Here is a 16736-nt window from a genome sequence, read left to right as displayed (position 1 = left end):
ATGCAACCGTCCGATACCCTCGCCATCGTCACCGGCGGCGTCTCCGGCCTCGGCCTGGCCGTGGCCCGGCACCTCGTTTCCCAAGGCGGCAAGGTCGCCCTGTTCGATGTCAACGACGACAAGGGCCCGGCCGCGGTCGAAGAACTCGGCGCCGGCAACGCGCGCTATTTCCGCACCGACGTGACCGACGAAGCCGGCGTAGCTGCCAATGTCGCCGCCGCGAAGGAGTTCCTCGGCGGCCTCAACGCGGCGATCAACTGCGCCGGCATCCTCGGCGCGGGCCGTGTGCTGGGCAAGGAAGCGCCGATGGCGCTGTCCACGTTCCAGACCACGGTGATGGTCAACCTGGTCGGCAGCTTCAACGTGGCCAAGGCCGCCGCCGATGCGATGCAGCACAACGCGCCCGGCGAGGACGGCGAGCGCGGCGTGATCGTCAACACCGCCAGCGTCGCCGCGTACGACGGCCAGATCGGCCAGGCCGCGTATTCGGCCAGCAAGGGCGGCGTGGTCGGCATGACCCTGCCGATGGCGCGCGAACTGGCCCGCTTCGGCATCCGCGTGATGACCGTAGCACCCGGCATCTTCTGGACGCCGATGGTCGACGGCATGCCCGAAAGCGTGCAGCAATCTTTGAACGCATCGATCCCGTTCCCGTCGCGCCTCGGCAAGCCCGAGGAATTCGCCGAAACCGTCGGCTTCATCCTGCGCAACCGCTACCTCAACGGCGAAACCATCCGCCTCGACGGCGCGGTGCGGCTGGCGCCGAAGTAATTGCGCTGTCGTCCCGGTCCTCGCCAAGCGGGGGAAGGGACCTGTTTCTCCATCCGCCCTGGCGACAGCAGATCCCCCGCTGCGCTCGGGACGACAACCCAAGAGACACCGAACCCCAAATGAAAGCTTTCGAAATCAAGAAAGGCAACGTCGTCGAGCACAATGGCGGCGTGTACCAGGTCCGCGACATCGAGCGCAGCTCCCCGCAGGGCCGCGGCGGCAACGTGCGCTTCCGCTTCATCATGTACAGCGTGCCCGGCGGCACCAAGCTGGATGCCAGCTTCGATGCCGACGACAGCCTGACCGAAGTGGAACTGCTGCGCAGGCAGGCCACGTTCTCGTACAAGGACGGCGAGGACTTCGTATTCCTCGACGACGAGGACTACACCCCCTACACGCTCTCCGCCGAGACCCTGGGCGACGACGCCGGCTACATCACCGACGGCCTGAGCGGCTGCTACGTGCAGGTCATCGACGAACAGCCGGTGGCGCTGCAACTGCCGCAGCACGTGGCGCTGGAGGTGATCGAAACCCCACCGGAACTGAAGGGCGGCACGGCGACCAAGCGCCCGAAGCCGGCCAAGCTGTCCACCGGCATCGAGATCATGGTGCCCGAGTACATCGTCACCGGCGAACGCGTGCTGGTGAACACCGATACCGGCGAATTCGGCGGTCGCGCGGACTGATTCGCGACGCAGGTTGTAGGGTGGGCACGTTTTTTGTGCCCACCCGCACGATGAATGGTGGGCACAAAAAACGTGCCCACCCTAAGACTGCCAAGCAAAGGCAACAGCAACCGCAGCCGAGCATGCTCGGCTCTACAAATTCCGCTCATGCAGGAGACCGCGCCGGAGGAATGCTCCGGCTACGGGGCTCCGGCCTCCGGCAGCTGCAAACCGCCCTGCGTCCGGTTCAATTCGCGCAAGCGCGTACCGAGCGTCGCCAGGTTCTTTTCTATCCCCGCGAGCGCCTCGCGCTGCGACGATGGCAAGCCATCGCGCGCAGCCTGGCGCAGGTCTTGCCAATCCGCCTTCACCCGCATCGAGAGCTCGGCGGCACGCGCCTGCAAGGCGTCGCGTTCCTGCTGCGGCAGGCCATATCCTTCGCCGCCCAATGCCGCCGGCCGCATCAGCATCGCCTCGCGCGCGAGCACGTCCCGCACCGCATCGCGCGCCTGCGCGCTGCGCTTGCGCTGCGCCGCATCGGGCTCCAGCAGTTGACGCTTGATCGCGTCCCGCGCCTTCAGCTCCTCGCGGCGCAACGCCGCCTCCTCCAGAAGCAGCAATGCGGCGCCGGCACGGAGATCCGCCTTCGGCAACCATGTCGAGCGCTGTGAGGGTGGCAGCTCCAGCCAGTTCTCGACCTTCGCTTGCGGCAATCCCAGCGATGCGCGCGCGATCTCGTACATCGACTGGTAGCGCGCGCTCATCGGTTCGAAGTAATACCCCTGCCGCAGGGCCCCGTCGCGATCGTCCAGTACCGAGGCATCGGCGACGCCGGCTCGTTCCAGCTTCCGCAGCAGGCCGGTCGGGGTGATGCTGCGCAAGGGTTCGGAAGCCAGGCGCGGCACACCGTCGTGCAGCAGCTTCCAGGTTTCGACCGCGCAGTTGTTGCCGACGAAGTAGTAGCGGCCGTCGTAGCTCCAGTGCAGTTGCGCGGCGCGTTCCAATAATTCGTCCAGTTCGCTTCGCTGCAAGCGCAGCGGGATGGACTGCAGGCCGCGTAGTTCGGTCTTGGTGTATTCGTCGACGACCTGGTCCAGCGGCAACAGGAACAATCGCGACGGATAGCGTCCGGTCAGCCCGCGCCAGCCGGAGATCTGCACGTCGCCGACGAAGGCGCGGAACGACAGCACCCGGTGGTATTGCAAGTCCAGCCGGCAATCGGGACCCGGCGCGCGGCCGGGCGCGCACACCACCAGCCGCAGCATGCTGTGGCCCCAGCGGCTCATGGTCTCCTCGTTGCCTTCGGCGAGCAGGTAGTCGACCGCGTAGAGGCGCGCCGGATCGATCCGTTCGAACCCGGACCTGGCGAAATCCGGATCGGTCTGCAGGAACACCTGCCCCGGCGCGCATTCGGCCGCCGCCGGTTGCCAATGGAAATGCCCGGCGAAATAGCGGAACAGCGCCGGACGCCGGCAGGCGTATTGCGGGTCGAGCAGGAACCATTCCAGGTTGACCGCGACGAATTCCTTCGGGCTGGCCAGCTCGTAGCGGTCCGGTGTGCGATCGGTGAACGGGTTCTTCGCGCTGCGCAGGCCGAAATGCAGCGGCCGCGCCTGCCAGCCGGCCAGGTCGAGCAGGCGTGGATCGCGCGACAGCCGCCCTTGCGGCGAACGGTCGTGGAAATGGGCCAGTTCGTGGATCAGCGCGGACAGCGCCGCACGCGTCGCCGGATCGTCGGCGCCCGCGTTCGCCGGTCGCGCCATCCAGCCCTCGAGCAGCGAACGCCGCAGCCACAATCGCTGCGACTTCGCCCGCCCGTGCACTTCCGCAGGCAGGTCATCGCGCCATTGCAGGGTCAGCCCATCGGGCAGCGATTCGCGCCACGGCGGCGGCAGGCGCCGCTCGGTTTCATCGATGATCTGTTGCGTGGCCTCGCGCTGTGCCGGCGACAGGTTCGCCGCGTCGATGCGCAACAACGAGGCCGATGCCGGCGACGCAACGCACGCCAGCCATGCCGCGAGGGCGAACCGCCCTGCCCGGCGGCAGGGGTTCACCGGGCCAGGATGGCCTGCGCGAGCTGCATGTCGCTGGCCTCGCGCGCGCCGGCGTGGCGTTCGCGCAGCTGGCGCAGCGCGGCCTCGAGGCGGGCGCCGCGGATGCGGCCTTCGCTGGCGACGAAGCTGGCCGCGTCGTCGCGGGCCTGCAGCACGACCTTGTCGTCGCCGGACGAGCTGTCGGACGACGCCGACGAACCGGCCGAGGAAGCGCCGGCCGAACTGCCGGCGAAACTGCTGGCGAATGCGGGAACGGAAACAGCCAGCAGGGCGACAACGAGGAGGGATCGGGACATGGAGTGCGTCTCGGTTTGCGTGGGCCCGGTGGGCGGGTGCGGGAAGACTAACCGCAAATGCGTGCGTTCGCCTGAATCCAGGCAAGCGGAAGCCAATTTATTACCGCCGTGGCAGCGACGTAAGTCGCGAATTCGCCTGCCGCGATCTTAGGCAGGAGGCCTCGGAAGCTTTCGCGACTTACGTCGCTCCCACGCCCAACGTCATGAATTCCGCCTCAGGGATCGAACAGCTTGCCCGGATTCAGCACCCCGTTCGGATCGAACACATGCTTGACCCCGCGCATCAACGCGACTTCCGCGTCGCTGCGGGTACTGCCGAGGTACGGTTTCTTGACCAGGCCGATGCCATGCTCGGCCGAGATGCTGCCGCCGTGGCGACGCAGGCAGTCGGCCAGCAGCTTGGTGACCTGTTCGCAGGCGGCGATGAAATCGGCGTCGGCCACGTCGTCCGGCTTCAGCACGTTGATGTGCAGGTTGCCGTCGCCGATGTGGCCGAACCACACCACTTCGAAATGCGGATAGGCCTCGCTCAATAATTGCTGTGTTTCGGCCAGGAACGCCGGCATCGCCGAGATACGTACCGACACGTCGTTCTTGTACGGCTTGTAGCGCGCCAGCGACTCGGTGATGCCTTCGCGCAAGCGCCACAACTGCGCGGCCTGCGCACCGGACTGCGAGATCACTCCGTCGACGATCCAGCCCTGCTCCATGCCGTGCTCGAACGCCGCCATCGCCGCGGCTTCGGTGGCCTCGTCGCCGCTGGCGAATTCGGCGACCACGTAGAACGGATGGATTTCGTCGAACGGCTTCTGCGCGCCGTGCGCCAGCACGTGCTTCAGCGCCACGTCGGTGAAGAATTCGAACGCCTCCAGTTGCAGGCGCTGGCGGAACGCGGCGAACACCTGCATCAGCACTTCGAACGACGGCAACGCCAGCAGCATCACGTTGCTCGGCGGGGGCGGATCGGTCAGGCGCAGCGTCGCTTCGACCACGATGCCCAGCGTGCCCTCGCTGCCGATCAGCAACTGGCGCAGGTCGTAGCCGCTGGAATTCTTGATCAGGCCGCGGTTGAGGTCGAGCACGTCGCCTGTGCCGGCAACGACCTTCAGCCCAGCGATCCATTCCCGCGTATTGCCGTAGCGGATCACCCGGATGCCGCCGGCGTTGGTGGCGATGTTGCCGCCGATCGAACAGGAACCGCGCGCGGCGAAATCGACCGGGTACTGCAGGCCGTGCTCGCGCGCCCCGTTGTGCACGGCTTCCAGCGGCATGCCCGCCTGCACGGTCAGGGTGCGGTCGACCGGATCGAAAGCGAGCGCCTGGTTCATCCGCTCCAGGCTCAACACCAGCTCGCCGTTCGCCGCGACCGCGCCACCCGACAAACCGGTGCGCCCGCCGGAAGGCACGATGGCCACGCCTTGCTGGTTGGCCCAGCGCACCACCGCCTGCACTTCCTCGACATTGCCGGGCAAGGCGATGGCCAGCGGCGCCGGCGTCCAGCGCCGGGTCCAGTCGCGGCCGTAATGCTCCAGGTCGGCGGGATCGGTTTTCAGGCGCAGCGCGGGCGCGGCTTGGCGCAGGGCGTCGAGGCGCGGGTCGGTCATGGCGAGGCGAAGCAACGTGAGGGAGTGCAGCGTGCCAGCGATGCTGCGCTGCGTCCAGCTACGCGATGGCGATGCGACGGTTGCCCGCGAAACCATCGCCGGATCAGTCGTTTATGCGTCCGGACACCACTGACGCACCGCACCAATGCGGGGCGATATCTGGCATAGTGACAGGCCCTTCCTCCGCTCGTTTCCAGCACCCCCGCAATGTCGAACAAGAAGACCTCGTACCCGAAGCAGGACATCCGCGTGCTGTTGCTGGAGGGGGTCAGCCAGACTGCCGTGGAAACCTTCAAGGCGGCTGGCTACTCGCAGATCGAATACCTCACCAAGGCCCTGCCGGAAGACGAGCTGAAGGCGCGCATTGCCGAAGCGCACATCGTCGGCCTGCGTTCGCGCACCCAGTTGACCGCCGACGTGCTGGCCCAGGCGCGCCGCCTGATCGCCGCCGGCTGCTTCTGCATCGGCACCAACCAGGTCGACCTGGATGCGGCGGAGCTGGCCGGCATCCCGGTGTTCAACGCGCCCTATTCCAATACCCGCAGCGTGGCCGAGCTGGTCATCGCGCAGACGGTGATGCTGTTGCGCGGCGTGCCGCAGAAGAACGCCGAATGCCATCGCGGCGGCTGGTCGAAGTCGGCCGAAGGCAGCCACGAGGCGCGCGGCAAGACCCTGGGCATCATCGGCTACGGCCACATCGGCACCCAGGTCGGCGTGCTGGCCGAGGCGATCGGCATGAACGTGATCTTCCACGACATCGAAACCAAGCTGTCGCTGGGCAACGCGCGCTCCGCCGCCGGCCTGCAGGACCTGCTGGAACGCAGCGACGTGGTGACCCTGCACGTGCCGGAAACGCCGGCCACCAAGGACATGTTCGGCGCGGCACAGATCGCCGCGATGAAGCGCGGCGCGCACCTGATCAACGCCTCGCGCGGCAGCGTGGTCGACATCGACGCGCTGGCCGCGGCGCTGGATTCCGGCCAGGTCGGCGGCGCGGCGGTGGACGTGTTCCCGGTCGAGCCGAAGGGCAACGGCGACGAATTCGAATCTCCATTGCGCGGCCGCGACAACGTGATCCTGACCCCGCACGTCGGCGGCAGCACGCTGGAGGCGCAAGACAACATCGGCATCGAGGTGGCGGCCAAGCTGGTGCGCTACAGCGACAACGGCAGCACGCTGTCGGCGGTGAATTTCCCCGAAGTCACCCTGCCCGGCCACGACGGCAGCCGCCGCATCCTGCACATCCACCGCAACGTGCCCGGCGTGCTGTCGCGGATCAACGACATCTTCCGCGAGCGCAACGTCAACATCGACGGCCAGTTCCTGCGCACCGACCCGAAGGTCGGCTACGTGGTCATCGACGTGACCGCGACCGAGGAACAGGCCACCGGCCTGCGCGATGCGCTGGCCGGGATCGACGGCACCCTGCGCACGCGCGTCCTGTACTAGCCATCGAGGTACGCCTTCATGTCACGCGCCACCACGGCTTTCCTGTTCGACCTCGACGGCACCCTGGTCGACAGCGTCTACCAGCACGTGCTGGCGTGGAAGGAAGCGCTGGACCACGAAGGCGTGGACCTGGCGGTGTGGCGCATCCATCGCAAGATCGGCATGAGCGGCGGCTTGTTCGCCAACATCCTGCTGCGCGAAACCGGGCAGGACATCACCGAGGAACGCCTGGCGCGGATGCGCGCTTCGCATGCGGCCGCGTATGCGCGGCTGTCCGCGCAAAGCCCGGTCAAGCCGTTGCCCGGCGCGCGCGAGTTGCTGGCCTTCCTCGACCGGGAAGGCATTCCCTGGGGCATCGCCACCAGCGGGCGCATGGAAACCGCCGCGCGCAACATCGAGGCGCTCGGCGTCGACCCGGCGCGCGTGCCGGTGGTGACCCGCGACCAGGTCCGCCACGCCAAGCCCGATCCCGATCTGTTCATCGCCGCCGCGGAGCGGCTGGGCGTGGACATTGCGCAATCGCTGGTGATCGGCGACAGCATCTGGGACATGCTCGCCGCGCAACGCGCCCGCGCGCTCGGCATCGGACTGTTGTCGGGCGGCTACGGGCAGGAAGAACTGGAACGCGCCGGCGCGTTCCGCGTCTACGAAGATCCGGCGGGGCTGCTGCGGCACATCGACGAAGTCGTCGCGCGCAGCTGAGGCGATTCTTCCTTCTCCTCTCGGGAGAAGAGCCTGCCCTCGAATGCTTGAGTCGGGTGTGCCCCGACGGGGCGGATGAGGGCGTAGCTTTCCACGCCGCTCAGACCCAACCAGCGCCGGAACTTGTACGCCCTCATCCGGCGCTGCGCGCCACCCTCAGCCGCTTGGGGCGGCTTCGATCCCGGTGGGAGAAGGGAAGCGCCAGCCATTTGCGCGCCATGCGACCGAGCGACTCGTCCGTTTCATCGGCGAGCGGCGCGATTTCCCGCCAGGCCAGGTCGAGCGACTCCTCGCCGACCACATAGTCCTCGTTGTCGCCGGCGCGCACGACATAGCGCACGTCGTAATGCCAGTGGCCGGGCACGTCGCAGCGTTCCGGAATCCAGTGCCGGTCGAGGTCGAAGATTCCTTCCGCCTCCACGCGCAGGTCGTCCAGGCCGGATTCCTCCCCGGCTTCCTTCAGCGCCACCTGCGCCAGGTCGGTGTCGCCGTCGGCATGCCCGCCCAGCTGCAGCCAGCGGTCCAGCTTGCGGTGATGGGTCAGCAGCACGCGCCGGCTGTCGCCGCTGACCAGCCAGGCGCTGCCGGTGAAATGGCCTTCGAGCCGTTCGCGGACGAAGGGGTTGGCCGGGTCGGCCAGCAGGGCGAGGAACTGGTCCGCGACCTCGTGCTCGGCCGGCCAACGCCTCCGGTAATCGGCCAACTGCTCGGCCAAGCTGGGTTGCTGCACTGCGATCTCCGCGTCCATCCGCCTGTTCAGGAACGCATTATCGCCGGACCGTGGCGTTCGGTGCTTGTGAAACCAAATCGCAACAGGGTAAGGTTCGGCACCCGCCCGCGCCGCCTCCGGCCGCGGCCTGCCAGCCTTGAATGGGGACACCTCGATGCTTTTTTGGCGCGTCAAACCGCTCGACAAGATTCTTGAAACCGCCGAAAAGAAGTCGCTGAAGCGCCAGCTGGGCGCGACGCAACTGACCTTGTTGGGCATTGGCGCGGTGATCGGCACCGGCATCTTCGTGTTGACGGCGGAAGCCGGGCAGAAGGCCGGTCCGGGCATGATGCTGGCCTTCGTCATCGCCGCCGTGGTGTGCGCGCTGGCCGCGCTGGCCTATTCCGAACTGGCCTCGATGGTGCCGGTGTCGGGTTCGGCCTATACCTACAGCTACGGCGTGTTCGGCGAATTCACCGCCTGGGTCGTCGGCTGGGCCTTGGGCCTGGAATACGGCATCGGCGCGGCCACGGTCTGCGTCGGCTGGTCCGGTTACATGAACGGCCTGCTCGCCGCCAACGGCATGGCATTGCCCGCGTGGCTGCAGACCGGCTATTTCGCCGGCGGCACGTTCAACCTCCTCGCCTTCCTGATCGGCGTCGCGGTCACCGGGCTGCTGGTCATCGGTACTTCGAAGAGCGCCAAGGTCAACGCCGTGCTGGTCGCGATCAAGATCATCGCGCTGACCGTCTTCATCTTCCTCGCCGTACCGGCGGTGAAGGGCGACAACTTCGAACCCTTCCTGCCCGGCGGCTGGGGCAGTCCGATGGGCGGCGTCGGCGTGCTCGGCGCGGCCGCGTCGATCTTCTTTGCTTACGTCGGCTTCGACGCGGTCTCGACCGCGGCCGAGGAAACCAAGAACCCGAACCGCAACATCCCGATCGGCCTGATCGGCTCGCTGCTGGTGTGCACGGTCTTCTACCTGCTGGTCGGCTACGGCGCGGCGGGTTCGGTCGGTGCTCAGCCGATCCTCGGCCCCAACGGCATGCCGCTGGATCCGGGCACCCCGGCGATGGCCGCGGCCTGCGTCGGCTCCGAAGCGCTGGTGTGCAGCCATGAACCGCTGGCGCACGTGATGCGCCTGCTCGGCCACAACCGCATCGGCGACTGGATCGGCATCGCCGCGATCCTGGCCCTGCCCTCGGTCATCCTGATGATGATGTTCGGCCAGACCCGTGTGTTCTTCACCATGTCGCGAGACGGCCTGCTGCCGGACGGCCTGTCGAAGGTGCACTCGAAGTTCCATACCCCGCACGTGATCACCCTGATCACCGGCGCAGTCGTGTCGGTGTGCGCCGCCCTGCTGCCGGTCGGTCGCCTCGCCGACACCTCGAACTCCGGCACCCTGCTGGCCTTCGCGATGGTCTCGATCGGCGTGCTGGTGCTGCGCAAGACCCAGCCAAACCGTCACCGCCCGTTCCGCACGCCGTTCGCATGGATCGTCTGCCCGCTGGCGGTCGCCGGCTGCCTGCTGCTGTTCGTCAACCTGAGCATGACCGCGAAGATCACCTTCGTCGTCTGGGCGGCGCTGGGCCTGATCCTGTACGGGCTGTACGGCTACCGCCGCAGCCACCTGGCGAACGGAACCAGCGCAAGTTGAGCATTCGCCTGAAATGACGCAAAGGCCGGCCCAAACGCCGGCCTTTTTGCGTTTCGCCGTTGTCCCATCCAGCCACCGGATCCGCGCATGAAGCAGTTGTTCGCCACCAAGCATCCCCACGCCAGCCACGCCGACGCGCAGGGCCTGAGCCTGCAACGCGCGCTCGGCCCGTGGGGTTTGACCGCACTGGGCATCGGCGCGGTGATCGGCGGCGGCATCTTCGTCATCACCGGCCAGGCCGCGGCCGACCATGCCGGCCCGGCGATCATGCTGTCGTTCGTGTTGGCGGCGATCTGCTGCACCTTCTGCGCACTGGCCTACGCCGAATTCGCCGCGATGGTGCCGGTGTCCGGCAGCGCCTACACCTACACCTACGCCACCCTCGGCGAACTCGCCGCGTGGTTCATCGGCTGGATGCTGGTGCTGGAATACGGCGTCTCCGCCTCGGCGGTGGCGGTCAGCTGGACCGGCTATTTCCTCAGCCTGCTCGATCACTTCGGCATCCACCTGCCCGCCGCGCTGGTCAGCGCCCCGCTGGACGCCAAGCTGCAGCCGACCGGCGCCATCGCCAACCTGCCCGCCGCCGGCATCGTGCTGCTGCTGACTTGGCTGTGCTACGTCGGCATCCGCAAGTCGTCGGCGATGAACATGGCGATGGTGATATTGAAGACCGGTCTGATCCTGCTGGTGATTGCGGTCGGCTGGAAATACGTCGACCCGGCCAACTGGCATCCGTTCATCCCCACCAACGAAGGTCCGGGCAAGTACGGCTTCGAGGGCGTGCTGCGCGGCGCTGCGCTGGTGTTCTTCGCCTACATCGGCTTCGAGGCGGTATCGGTCGCGGCACAGGAATCGCACAAGCCGCAACGCGACCTGCCGATCGGCATGCTGCTGTCGCTGGCGATCTGCACCGTGCTGTACATCGCGATGGCCGCGGTGATGACCGGCCTGGTGCCGTACACGCAGCTGGGCACCGACGAACCGGTGGTGACCGCGGTGGCCGCGCATCCCCAGCTGGGCTGGTTGCGGGTGATCGTCGAAGTCGGCGCGCTGATCGGCCTGTCCTCGGTGGTGCTGGTGATGATCATCGGCCAGCCGCGCATCTTCATGATCATGGCGAAGGATGGCCTGCTGCCGCCGGTGTTCACCAAGATCCACCCCGAATACCGCACCCCGCACATCAACACGGTCATCACCGGGATCGGCATCGCGGTGCTGGCGGCGGTGTTCCCGCTGGACGTGCTCGGCGAACTGACCTCGATGGGCACCCTGATCGCCTTCGCCGCGGTCTGCGCCGGCGTGCTGATCCTGCGCCGCACCCAGCCCGACCTGCCGCGTCCGTTCCGCATCCCGGCGGCGTGGCTGGTCTGCACCGCCGGCATCCTCAGCTGTTTCGCGCTGCTGTCGACGATGACCGCGCACAACTGGTTCCTGATGGTGGTGTGGACCGCGATCGGCTTCCTGGTCTATTTCATGTACGGCCATCGCCACAGCAAGCTGCGTCGCGGCAACTGAAGGTCCGCCTGATTGCCCCGAAGTTTGCGCGGCAAACTTCGGGCCCCGCTACGTGCTTCCACACCCCCATTCGCGCTGCGCGCGAATCGCCCCCTGACTCAGGGGGCCGATGCCGATCAATTGCCCACACCACTGGCGCTAAACTAGGGGCATGAACAACGCCCTGCCCTACGACGCCGACCGCCTGCGCGGGCTGGCCGACGAAATCATCGTCAACGTGCGCGAGCTGGCCCAGGCGGGCTGGACCCCGGCGACCAGCAGCAATTTCTCCCGTCGCCTCGACGACCGTCACGCCGCGATCACAGTGTCCGGCCGCGACAAGGGCCGGCTGACCCCGGACGACATCATGGTCGTCGACTTCGACGGCCAGCCGGTCGCCACCGCGCACCGGCCTTCGGCGGAAACCCTGCTGCATACCCAGCTGTACCGGCGCTTCCCCGAGGTCGGCTGCGTGCTGCACACCCATTCGCCGGTGCAGACCATCGCCTCGCGGCTGTACGCGGGCGCCGGCCACGTGCGCTTCGAGGGCTATGAGTTGCAGAAGGCTTTCGCCGGCAACACCACCCACGAAGGCAGCGTGGACGTGCCGGTGTTCGCCAACACCCAGGACATGCCGACCCTGGCCGCGCAGGTCGACGTCCTGCTCGACCGGCAGCCGCTGTGGGGTTACCTCATCGATGGCCACGGGCTGTACGCCTGGGGCCGCGACATGGCCGAAGCGCGCCGGCACCTGGAAGCGTTCGAATTCCTGCTGGGCTGCGAACTGGAACTGCGCAAGCTCGGCGCGCGTACCTAGTCGCGGACGCCCGAACCACAGCGTTCCGCGGCCATACCGGGCCGGGCCGCCCCGCCCTGTTACGCTTTCCACCGATCCCCTACCCCGACCCATCGCCATGAGCCGCCTGCGCATCTTCGACGAAAACAATCCGGCCACCCCGGAGTTCGCCAGCTACGACCCGGACTTCATCGCCGAGGAGCTGTTCAAGATCGGCGTGACCTTCGAGCGCTGGCAGGCCAACCGCCCGGTCGCGCCCGGCGACACGCCGGAGCAGGTGATGGACGCGTACCGCGCCGACATCGACCGGTTGATCGCCGAACGCGGTTTCAAGACCGTCGACGTGGTCAGCATCGCCCCGGACAACCCGCAGCGCGAAGCGATGCGCGCCAAGTTCCTCGACGAGCACTTCCACAAGGAAGACGAGGTGCGCTTCTTCGTCGCCGGCTCGGGCCTGTTCACCCTGCACGTCGACGGCAAGGTCTACGAGATCGAATGCATGCAGGACGACCTGATCGGCGTGCCCGACAGCACCCTGCACTGGTTCGACATGGGCCCGGAACCGAGCTTCGTCGCGATCCGCTTCTTCACGGAGCCGGACGGCTGGGTCGGCCACTTCACCGGCAGCGACATCGCGCAGAAGTTCCCGCGCTACCACGGTCCGACCCGGGCCGCGTAGTTCTTCGCCTGCCATCTCCGCGAAAGACACTGGATCCCCGCCTTCGCGAGGATGACGAGCCAAAGCGAATCCCGGCCCATGCCCATCTCTGCGATCCTCACCGACATGGAAGGGTAAGCCGGTGCGCTTGCGCGGCACCGCCGCGAGCACCGGCGAACGCCCGGCCATGGATGGCCGGGTCGGTATCCGGCAAAACGATGATGCAACGCCATGGATGGCCGCCAATTCAATGAGTGACTCATGATCTCCGCTATCCTCACCGACATCGAAGGCACCACTTCCTCCATTTCCTTCGTCAAGGACGTGCTGTTCCCGTACGCGCGCCGCGCCCTGCCCGGCTTCGTGCGCGAACACGGGCACGAAGCGGAAGTGCGCCGCTGGCTGGACCAGGTCGCGGTGGAAAACGGCGGCATGTGCCAGGACGAGATGATCGTCGAGACCCTGCAGGGCTGGATCGATGAAGACCGCAAGCACACCGCGTTGAAGGCGCTGCAAGGCAGGATCTGGGAAGCCGGTTACCGCGATGCCGACTTCACCGCGCACATCTACCCGGACGCCGCCCCGGCGCTGCGCGGCTGGCACGGATCGGGCCTGCCGCTGTACGTGTATTCGTCCGGTTCGGTGCCGGCGCAGAAACTGTTCTTCGGCCATAGCGATGCCGGCGACCTGACCGCGCTGTTCTCCGACTGGTTCGATACCGAAGTCGGCGGCAAGCGCGAAGCGGCGAGTTACCGGCGCATCGCCGAAGCCATCGGCGTGCCTGCGGGCGAAATCCTGTTCCTGTCCGACGTGGTCGAGGAACTCGACGCCGCGCGCGAGGCCGGGCTGCAGACCGTGCTGATCGACCGCCTGCAGGACTATCCGCAGCCGCGCCGCGGCGAAGCCACGCACGGCCACACCCGCGTCGAGAGCTTTTCCGAAATCCAGCTTCCCGCTTGAACGCCTCCGCGCAACCCGACCGCCGCGCCACGCTGAGCGGCCTGCTGGCGATCCTGTTGTGGGCGTCGCTCGCGCTGCTGACCACGCTGACCGGCTCGCTGCCGCCGTTCCAGGTGCTGGCGACCAGCTTCGGCGTCGCCGCCGTGCTGGGGCTGCTGCGCGCCGCTTTGCGCGGCAAGGCCGGCTGGAACGAGCTGCGCCAGCCGCTGCCGGCATTGGCGCTGTCCACGGCTGCGCTGTTCGGGTACCACGCGCTGTACTTCATCGCGCTGAAGCGCGCGCCGGCGTTGGAAGCCAACCTGCTCAACTACATGTGGCCGCTGCTGATCGTGCTGTTCGCCGGCCTGCTGCCGGGCGTGCGCGTGCGCGGCGGGCAGATCGTCGGCACCCTGCTCGGCCTGGTCGCGGCCGTCGTGCTGGTGACCAAGGGCAGCAGTCTGCAGATCCGCGGCGAGTTCGTGCCGGGCTATCTGGCCGCGTTGTCCGCCGCGGTGGTCTGGGCCGCGTATTCCGTACTCAACCGCCGCCATGCGCAGGTGCCAAGCGCAGCGATCGCCGTGGCCTGCGCGCTGGTATCGCTGTTCGGCGGCATCGCCCACCATTTGTTCGAAACCCACGTCCAGCCCGACGCGACCCAATGGCTGGCGCTGGTCGGCATGGGCATCGGACCGGTCGGCGCGGCCTTCCTGTTGTGGGACCACGGCACCAAGCGCGGCGACATCGCCCTGCTCGGCAGCTTGTCCTACCTCGCGCCGCTGTTGTCGACGCTATTGCTGGTCGTGGCCGGCAAGGCGCAGCCGCACGTATCGCAAGCGATAGCCATTGCGCTATTGCTGCTCGGCGCATGGCTCAGCGTAAGAAAACCGAAATGAAGCGATTTTCGTAGAGTCGAGCTTGCTCGACTGCTCTTCGTATCATCGCGTAAAAGCAGAAGCAGTCGAGCAAGCTCGACTCTACGACGCCCACCGTTGCGACGGGGCATTCGTGATCAATGCAGCTTCTCGCCTCTGGCCAGCATCGCCACGAACTTCTCGGCCGTTGCCTCGCGCGTTTCCGCTTTCTTCGCGGTCTGCACGCGCCAGCAGAACGCGTAGCGGTTGGTCTTGTCGAGCGTTTCGAAGAATGCCGCGGCCTTGCGGTTTTTCTTCAACGCACGCGCCAGTTCCTCGGGTACTTCCATCGAAGAAGCGCTCGCATAAGCCGCCTCCCAGCGACCGTCGGCCCTGGCCGCTTCGACTTCGCGCAACCCCGCCGGCCGCATGCGCCCGGCGGCAGTCAGACGTTCGACATGGGCGATATTGATCTTGGACCAGAGGCTGCGCGGCCGCCGCGGGGTGAAGCGTTGCAGGAAGAACCGTTCGTCCAGGCCCTTTTTCTGCCCATCGATCCAGCCATGGCACAGGGCGACGTCCAGTGCTTCCGCATAGGTCACCGATGCGATGCCCGAACCTTTCTTCGCGATCTTCAGCCACACTCCGGCGGCACCGCCATTCGCTTCCAGCCACCCTTCCCAGGCGACGGCATCCTCGAAGTGGATGGCGGGGAGATCGGCCCCCGGACTCATGGCGATGCCGCTTCCTGCAGGCGGTACGACGTCCGTGCGCGCTGTTCGCCGCGCCAGCGATCGAAGGCACGCACCTCGACCTGGTGTTCGCCAGCCTCGAGACCGGTCGGCAAGGCGCCGCGCCACAGGTGCGTCGACGGGGTCGCCTCCGGCGAACGGTCGTAGCCGCGCAGGGCGTCCGCTGCATCGTCCCGCATGTTCTCGGCCAGCAGGCCCGGATCGGCCTGCAGCACCTTCTTCATCGGCTGCCAGTCGCCGCCGTCCACGCGGTACTCGACGCGCGTGTCTTCCTCGCCCATGAACACGTTCGCGTACACGCCCCAGGCCGGGTACGCGCCCTTGCGCAGCACCTTCGGCCCGTGCAGGGCCATCGCCGCGTCCGGATCGCGTGCCGGATGCCAGGCCAATGCGTATTCGCCGCCCGCCTTGACCGTCAGCACCGCGTAGCCGTTCGGCGTCCCGTCGCTCATCGTGCTGGCGGGAATGCCGGCGGCGTCCTTCACGCCCGACCAGAACGCGCCGCAGGCCGCGCCGACGTTGTATTCGCGCAATGGATTCGCGCCATGCCAGCCGCTCTTCTCGCCATGGGCCACCTGCCACTGGGTGTGGCTGTGCGCGCTCAGCAGCAGCACGTGCGGAAAATCCTTCAGCAGCGCGAACAGCCGTTCGCGATCGGCATCGCGGAAGGTGTGCTGGCCGGGACCCTCGAACAAGGGGATATGCACGGCGATCACCAGCAGGCGGTCCTTCGGCACGTTCGGCAGGAGCGATTCGAGGAAGGCGAACTGGTCCTCGCGGAAACCGCCGATGTAGGCCGGCTTCTTGTCCGGCTGGACGATCACGTCGTCCAGCACGACGAAGGTCGCCAACTTCTCGCGACGCGCGTAGGTGTCCTTGCCGAAGGCGCGGTGGAAACTTTCCAGCGACGACACGTCGTCCTTCGCGCCGACGTCGACATCGTGGTTGCCGGGAACGTACAGCCACGGCACGCCGAGCTTCGCGTCCACCGCCTTGACCAGCGGATACAGCTCCGGCGCGTCGTTGCTGATGTCGCCGAGCGAGATGCCCAGCTTGGCGTGGTGGCGGCCGACCAGCGGTTCCACGATGTCGCGGCGGTAGTAATCCACGTCCGTCGCGGACTTCGGCTGCGGATCGCCGAAGACCAGCACCTCCAGCGTGTCCGGCGACTGGCGGGTTCCGGCGAATGCCGTCCCGGTCAACAACAGCAAGGGCAGCAGCCAAGTACGCATGGGCATCCCACTTCCGAAGAGGCCGAGATTATCCCAGCTTCGGCCCATCGTAGGAGCGCACCTTGGTGCGCGATCAGGATCGTCCGAAGAACTGGTCGCGCACC

The 16736-nt window shown here is 67.3% G+C and carries 16 protein-coding genes; 10 read left to right on the top strand and 6 right to left on the bottom strand.

What is annotated here, in order from left to right; genetic code table 11:
- Entirely contained in the window at positions 1-771 is a 771-nt protein-coding gene (locus tag J5837_RS12020) for an SDR family NAD(P)-dependent oxidoreductase (protein ID WP_210536964.1), read from the top strand.
- Between the two features lie 119 nt (positions 772-890).
- Complete coding sequence (gene yeiP, locus J5837_RS12015; protein WP_210536963.1) at positions 891-1457, top strand: elongation factor P-like protein YeiP; 567 nt, start codon at positions 891-893, stop codon at positions 1455-1457.
- Positions 1458-1636: 179 nt separating this feature from the next.
- Here the strand turns inward: yeiP and J5837_RS12010 are convergent, their stop codons facing one another.
- From J5837_RS12010 to J5837_RS12000, 3 genes are all read right to left on the bottom strand, one after another.
- Positions 1637-3490 carry a DUF7844 domain-containing protein gene (locus tag J5837_RS12010; RefSeq protein WP_342345536.1) on the bottom strand — a complete coding sequence of 618 codons (1854 nt, stop codon included), beginning with the start codon at positions 3488-3490 and terminating at the stop codon, positions 1637-1639.
- A complete protein-coding gene (locus J5837_RS12005) occupies positions 3487-3786 on the bottom strand; it encodes a DUF2388 domain-containing protein (RefSeq protein ID WP_210536962.1) in 300 nt (99 codons plus the stop codon). The genes J5837_RS12010 and J5837_RS12005 overlap by 4 nt, the downstream gene beginning before the upstream one ends.
- A gap of 215 nt (positions 3787-4001) precedes the next feature.
- Positions 4002-5390: an FAD-binding oxidoreductase gene (locus J5837_RS12000; protein ID WP_210536961.1), complete on the bottom strand. Its 1389-nt coding sequence runs from the start codon at positions 5388-5390 to the stop codon at positions 4002-4004.
- Positions 5391-5597: 207 nt separating this feature from the next.
- Between J5837_RS12000 and serA the strand changes: the two genes are divergently transcribed.
- Positions 5598-6839 carry a phosphoglycerate dehydrogenase gene (gene serA / locus J5837_RS11995; protein WP_210536960.1) on the top strand — a complete coding sequence of 414 codons (1242 nt, stop codon included), beginning with the start codon at positions 5598-5600 and terminating at the stop codon, positions 6837-6839.
- 18 nt (positions 6840-6857) lie between these two features.
- Complete coding sequence (locus tag J5837_RS11990; protein ID WP_210536959.1) at positions 6858-7541, top strand: HAD family hydrolase; 684 nt, start codon at positions 6858-6860, stop codon at positions 7539-7541.
- A gap of 133 nt (positions 7542-7674) precedes the next feature.
- Here J5837_RS11990 and J5837_RS11985 read toward each other — a convergent pair whose 3' ends face one another.
- Entirely contained in the window at positions 7675-8289 is a 615-nt protein-coding gene (locus J5837_RS11985; RefSeq protein ID WP_210536958.1) for an NUDIX hydrolase, read from the bottom strand.
- A gap of 136 nt (positions 8290-8425) precedes the next feature.
- Here J5837_RS11985 and J5837_RS11980 point away from each other — a divergent pair, with 136 nt between their 5' ends.
- The 6 genes from J5837_RS11980 to yddG all read left to right on the top strand — a co-directional run bounded on the left by J5837_RS11980 (position 8426) and on the right by yddG (position 14690).
- On the top strand, positions 8426-9910 hold the full coding sequence (locus tag J5837_RS11980) for an amino acid permease (protein ID WP_210536957.1): 1485 nt from the start codon (positions 8426-8428) through the stop codon (positions 9908-9910).
- 87 nt (positions 9911-9997) lie between these two features.
- Positions 9998-11425, top strand: a complete 1428-nt coding sequence (locus J5837_RS11975; RefSeq protein ID WP_210536956.1) for an amino acid permease — start codon at positions 9998-10000, stop codon at positions 11423-11425.
- 151 nt (positions 11426-11576) lie between these two features.
- On the top strand, positions 11577-12221 hold the full coding sequence (locus tag J5837_RS11970; RefSeq protein WP_210536955.1) for a methylthioribulose 1-phosphate dehydratase: 645 nt from the start codon (positions 11577-11579) through the stop codon (positions 12219-12221).
- A 97-nt stretch (positions 12222-12318) separates the two neighbouring features.
- Positions 12319-12879, top strand: a complete 561-nt coding sequence (locus tag J5837_RS11965; RefSeq protein WP_210536954.1) for a 1,2-dihydroxy-3-keto-5-methylthiopentene dioxygenase — start codon at positions 12319-12321, stop codon at positions 12877-12879.
- A 240-nt stretch (positions 12880-13119) separates the two neighbouring features.
- Positions 13120-13818: an acireductone synthase gene (mtnC, locus tag J5837_RS11960; RefSeq protein ID WP_210536953.1), complete on the top strand. Its 699-nt coding sequence runs from the start codon at positions 13120-13122 to the stop codon at positions 13816-13818.
- The gene (gene yddG / locus J5837_RS11955; RefSeq protein WP_210536952.1) at positions 13815-14690 is read left to right on the top strand and encodes an aromatic amino acid exporter YddG; all 876 of its coding nucleotides are present in this window, start codon (positions 13815-13817) and stop codon (positions 14688-14690) included. The genes mtnC and yddG overlap by 4 nt, the downstream gene beginning before the upstream one ends.
- A gap of 116 nt (positions 14691-14806) precedes the next feature.
- Here yddG and J5837_RS11950 read toward each other — a convergent pair whose 3' ends face one another.
- Both J5837_RS11950 and J5837_RS11945 read right to left on the bottom strand, forming a co-directional pair.
- The gene (locus tag J5837_RS11950) at positions 14807-15382 is read right to left on the bottom strand and encodes a YdeI/OmpD-associated family protein (RefSeq protein ID WP_210536951.1); all 576 of its coding nucleotides are present in this window, start codon (positions 15380-15382) and stop codon (positions 14807-14809) included.
- On the bottom strand, positions 15379-16632 hold the full coding sequence (locus tag J5837_RS11945; RefSeq protein ID WP_244755872.1) for a calcineurin-like phosphoesterase C-terminal domain-containing protein: 1254 nt from the start codon (positions 16630-16632) through the stop codon (positions 15379-15381). Before J5837_RS11945 ends, J5837_RS11950 begins: the two co-directional genes overlap by 4 nt.
- Positions 16633-16736 lie beyond the last annotated feature (104 nt).

Origin of the sequence: Pseudoxanthomonas helianthi (assembly GCF_017939625.1) — a bacterium.
GTDB lineage: Bacteria > Pseudomonadota > Gammaproteobacteria > Xanthomonadales > Xanthomonadaceae > Pseudoxanthomonas_A > Pseudoxanthomonas_A helianthi.
This window is presented reverse-complemented; position numbering and strand designations above follow the sequence as displayed.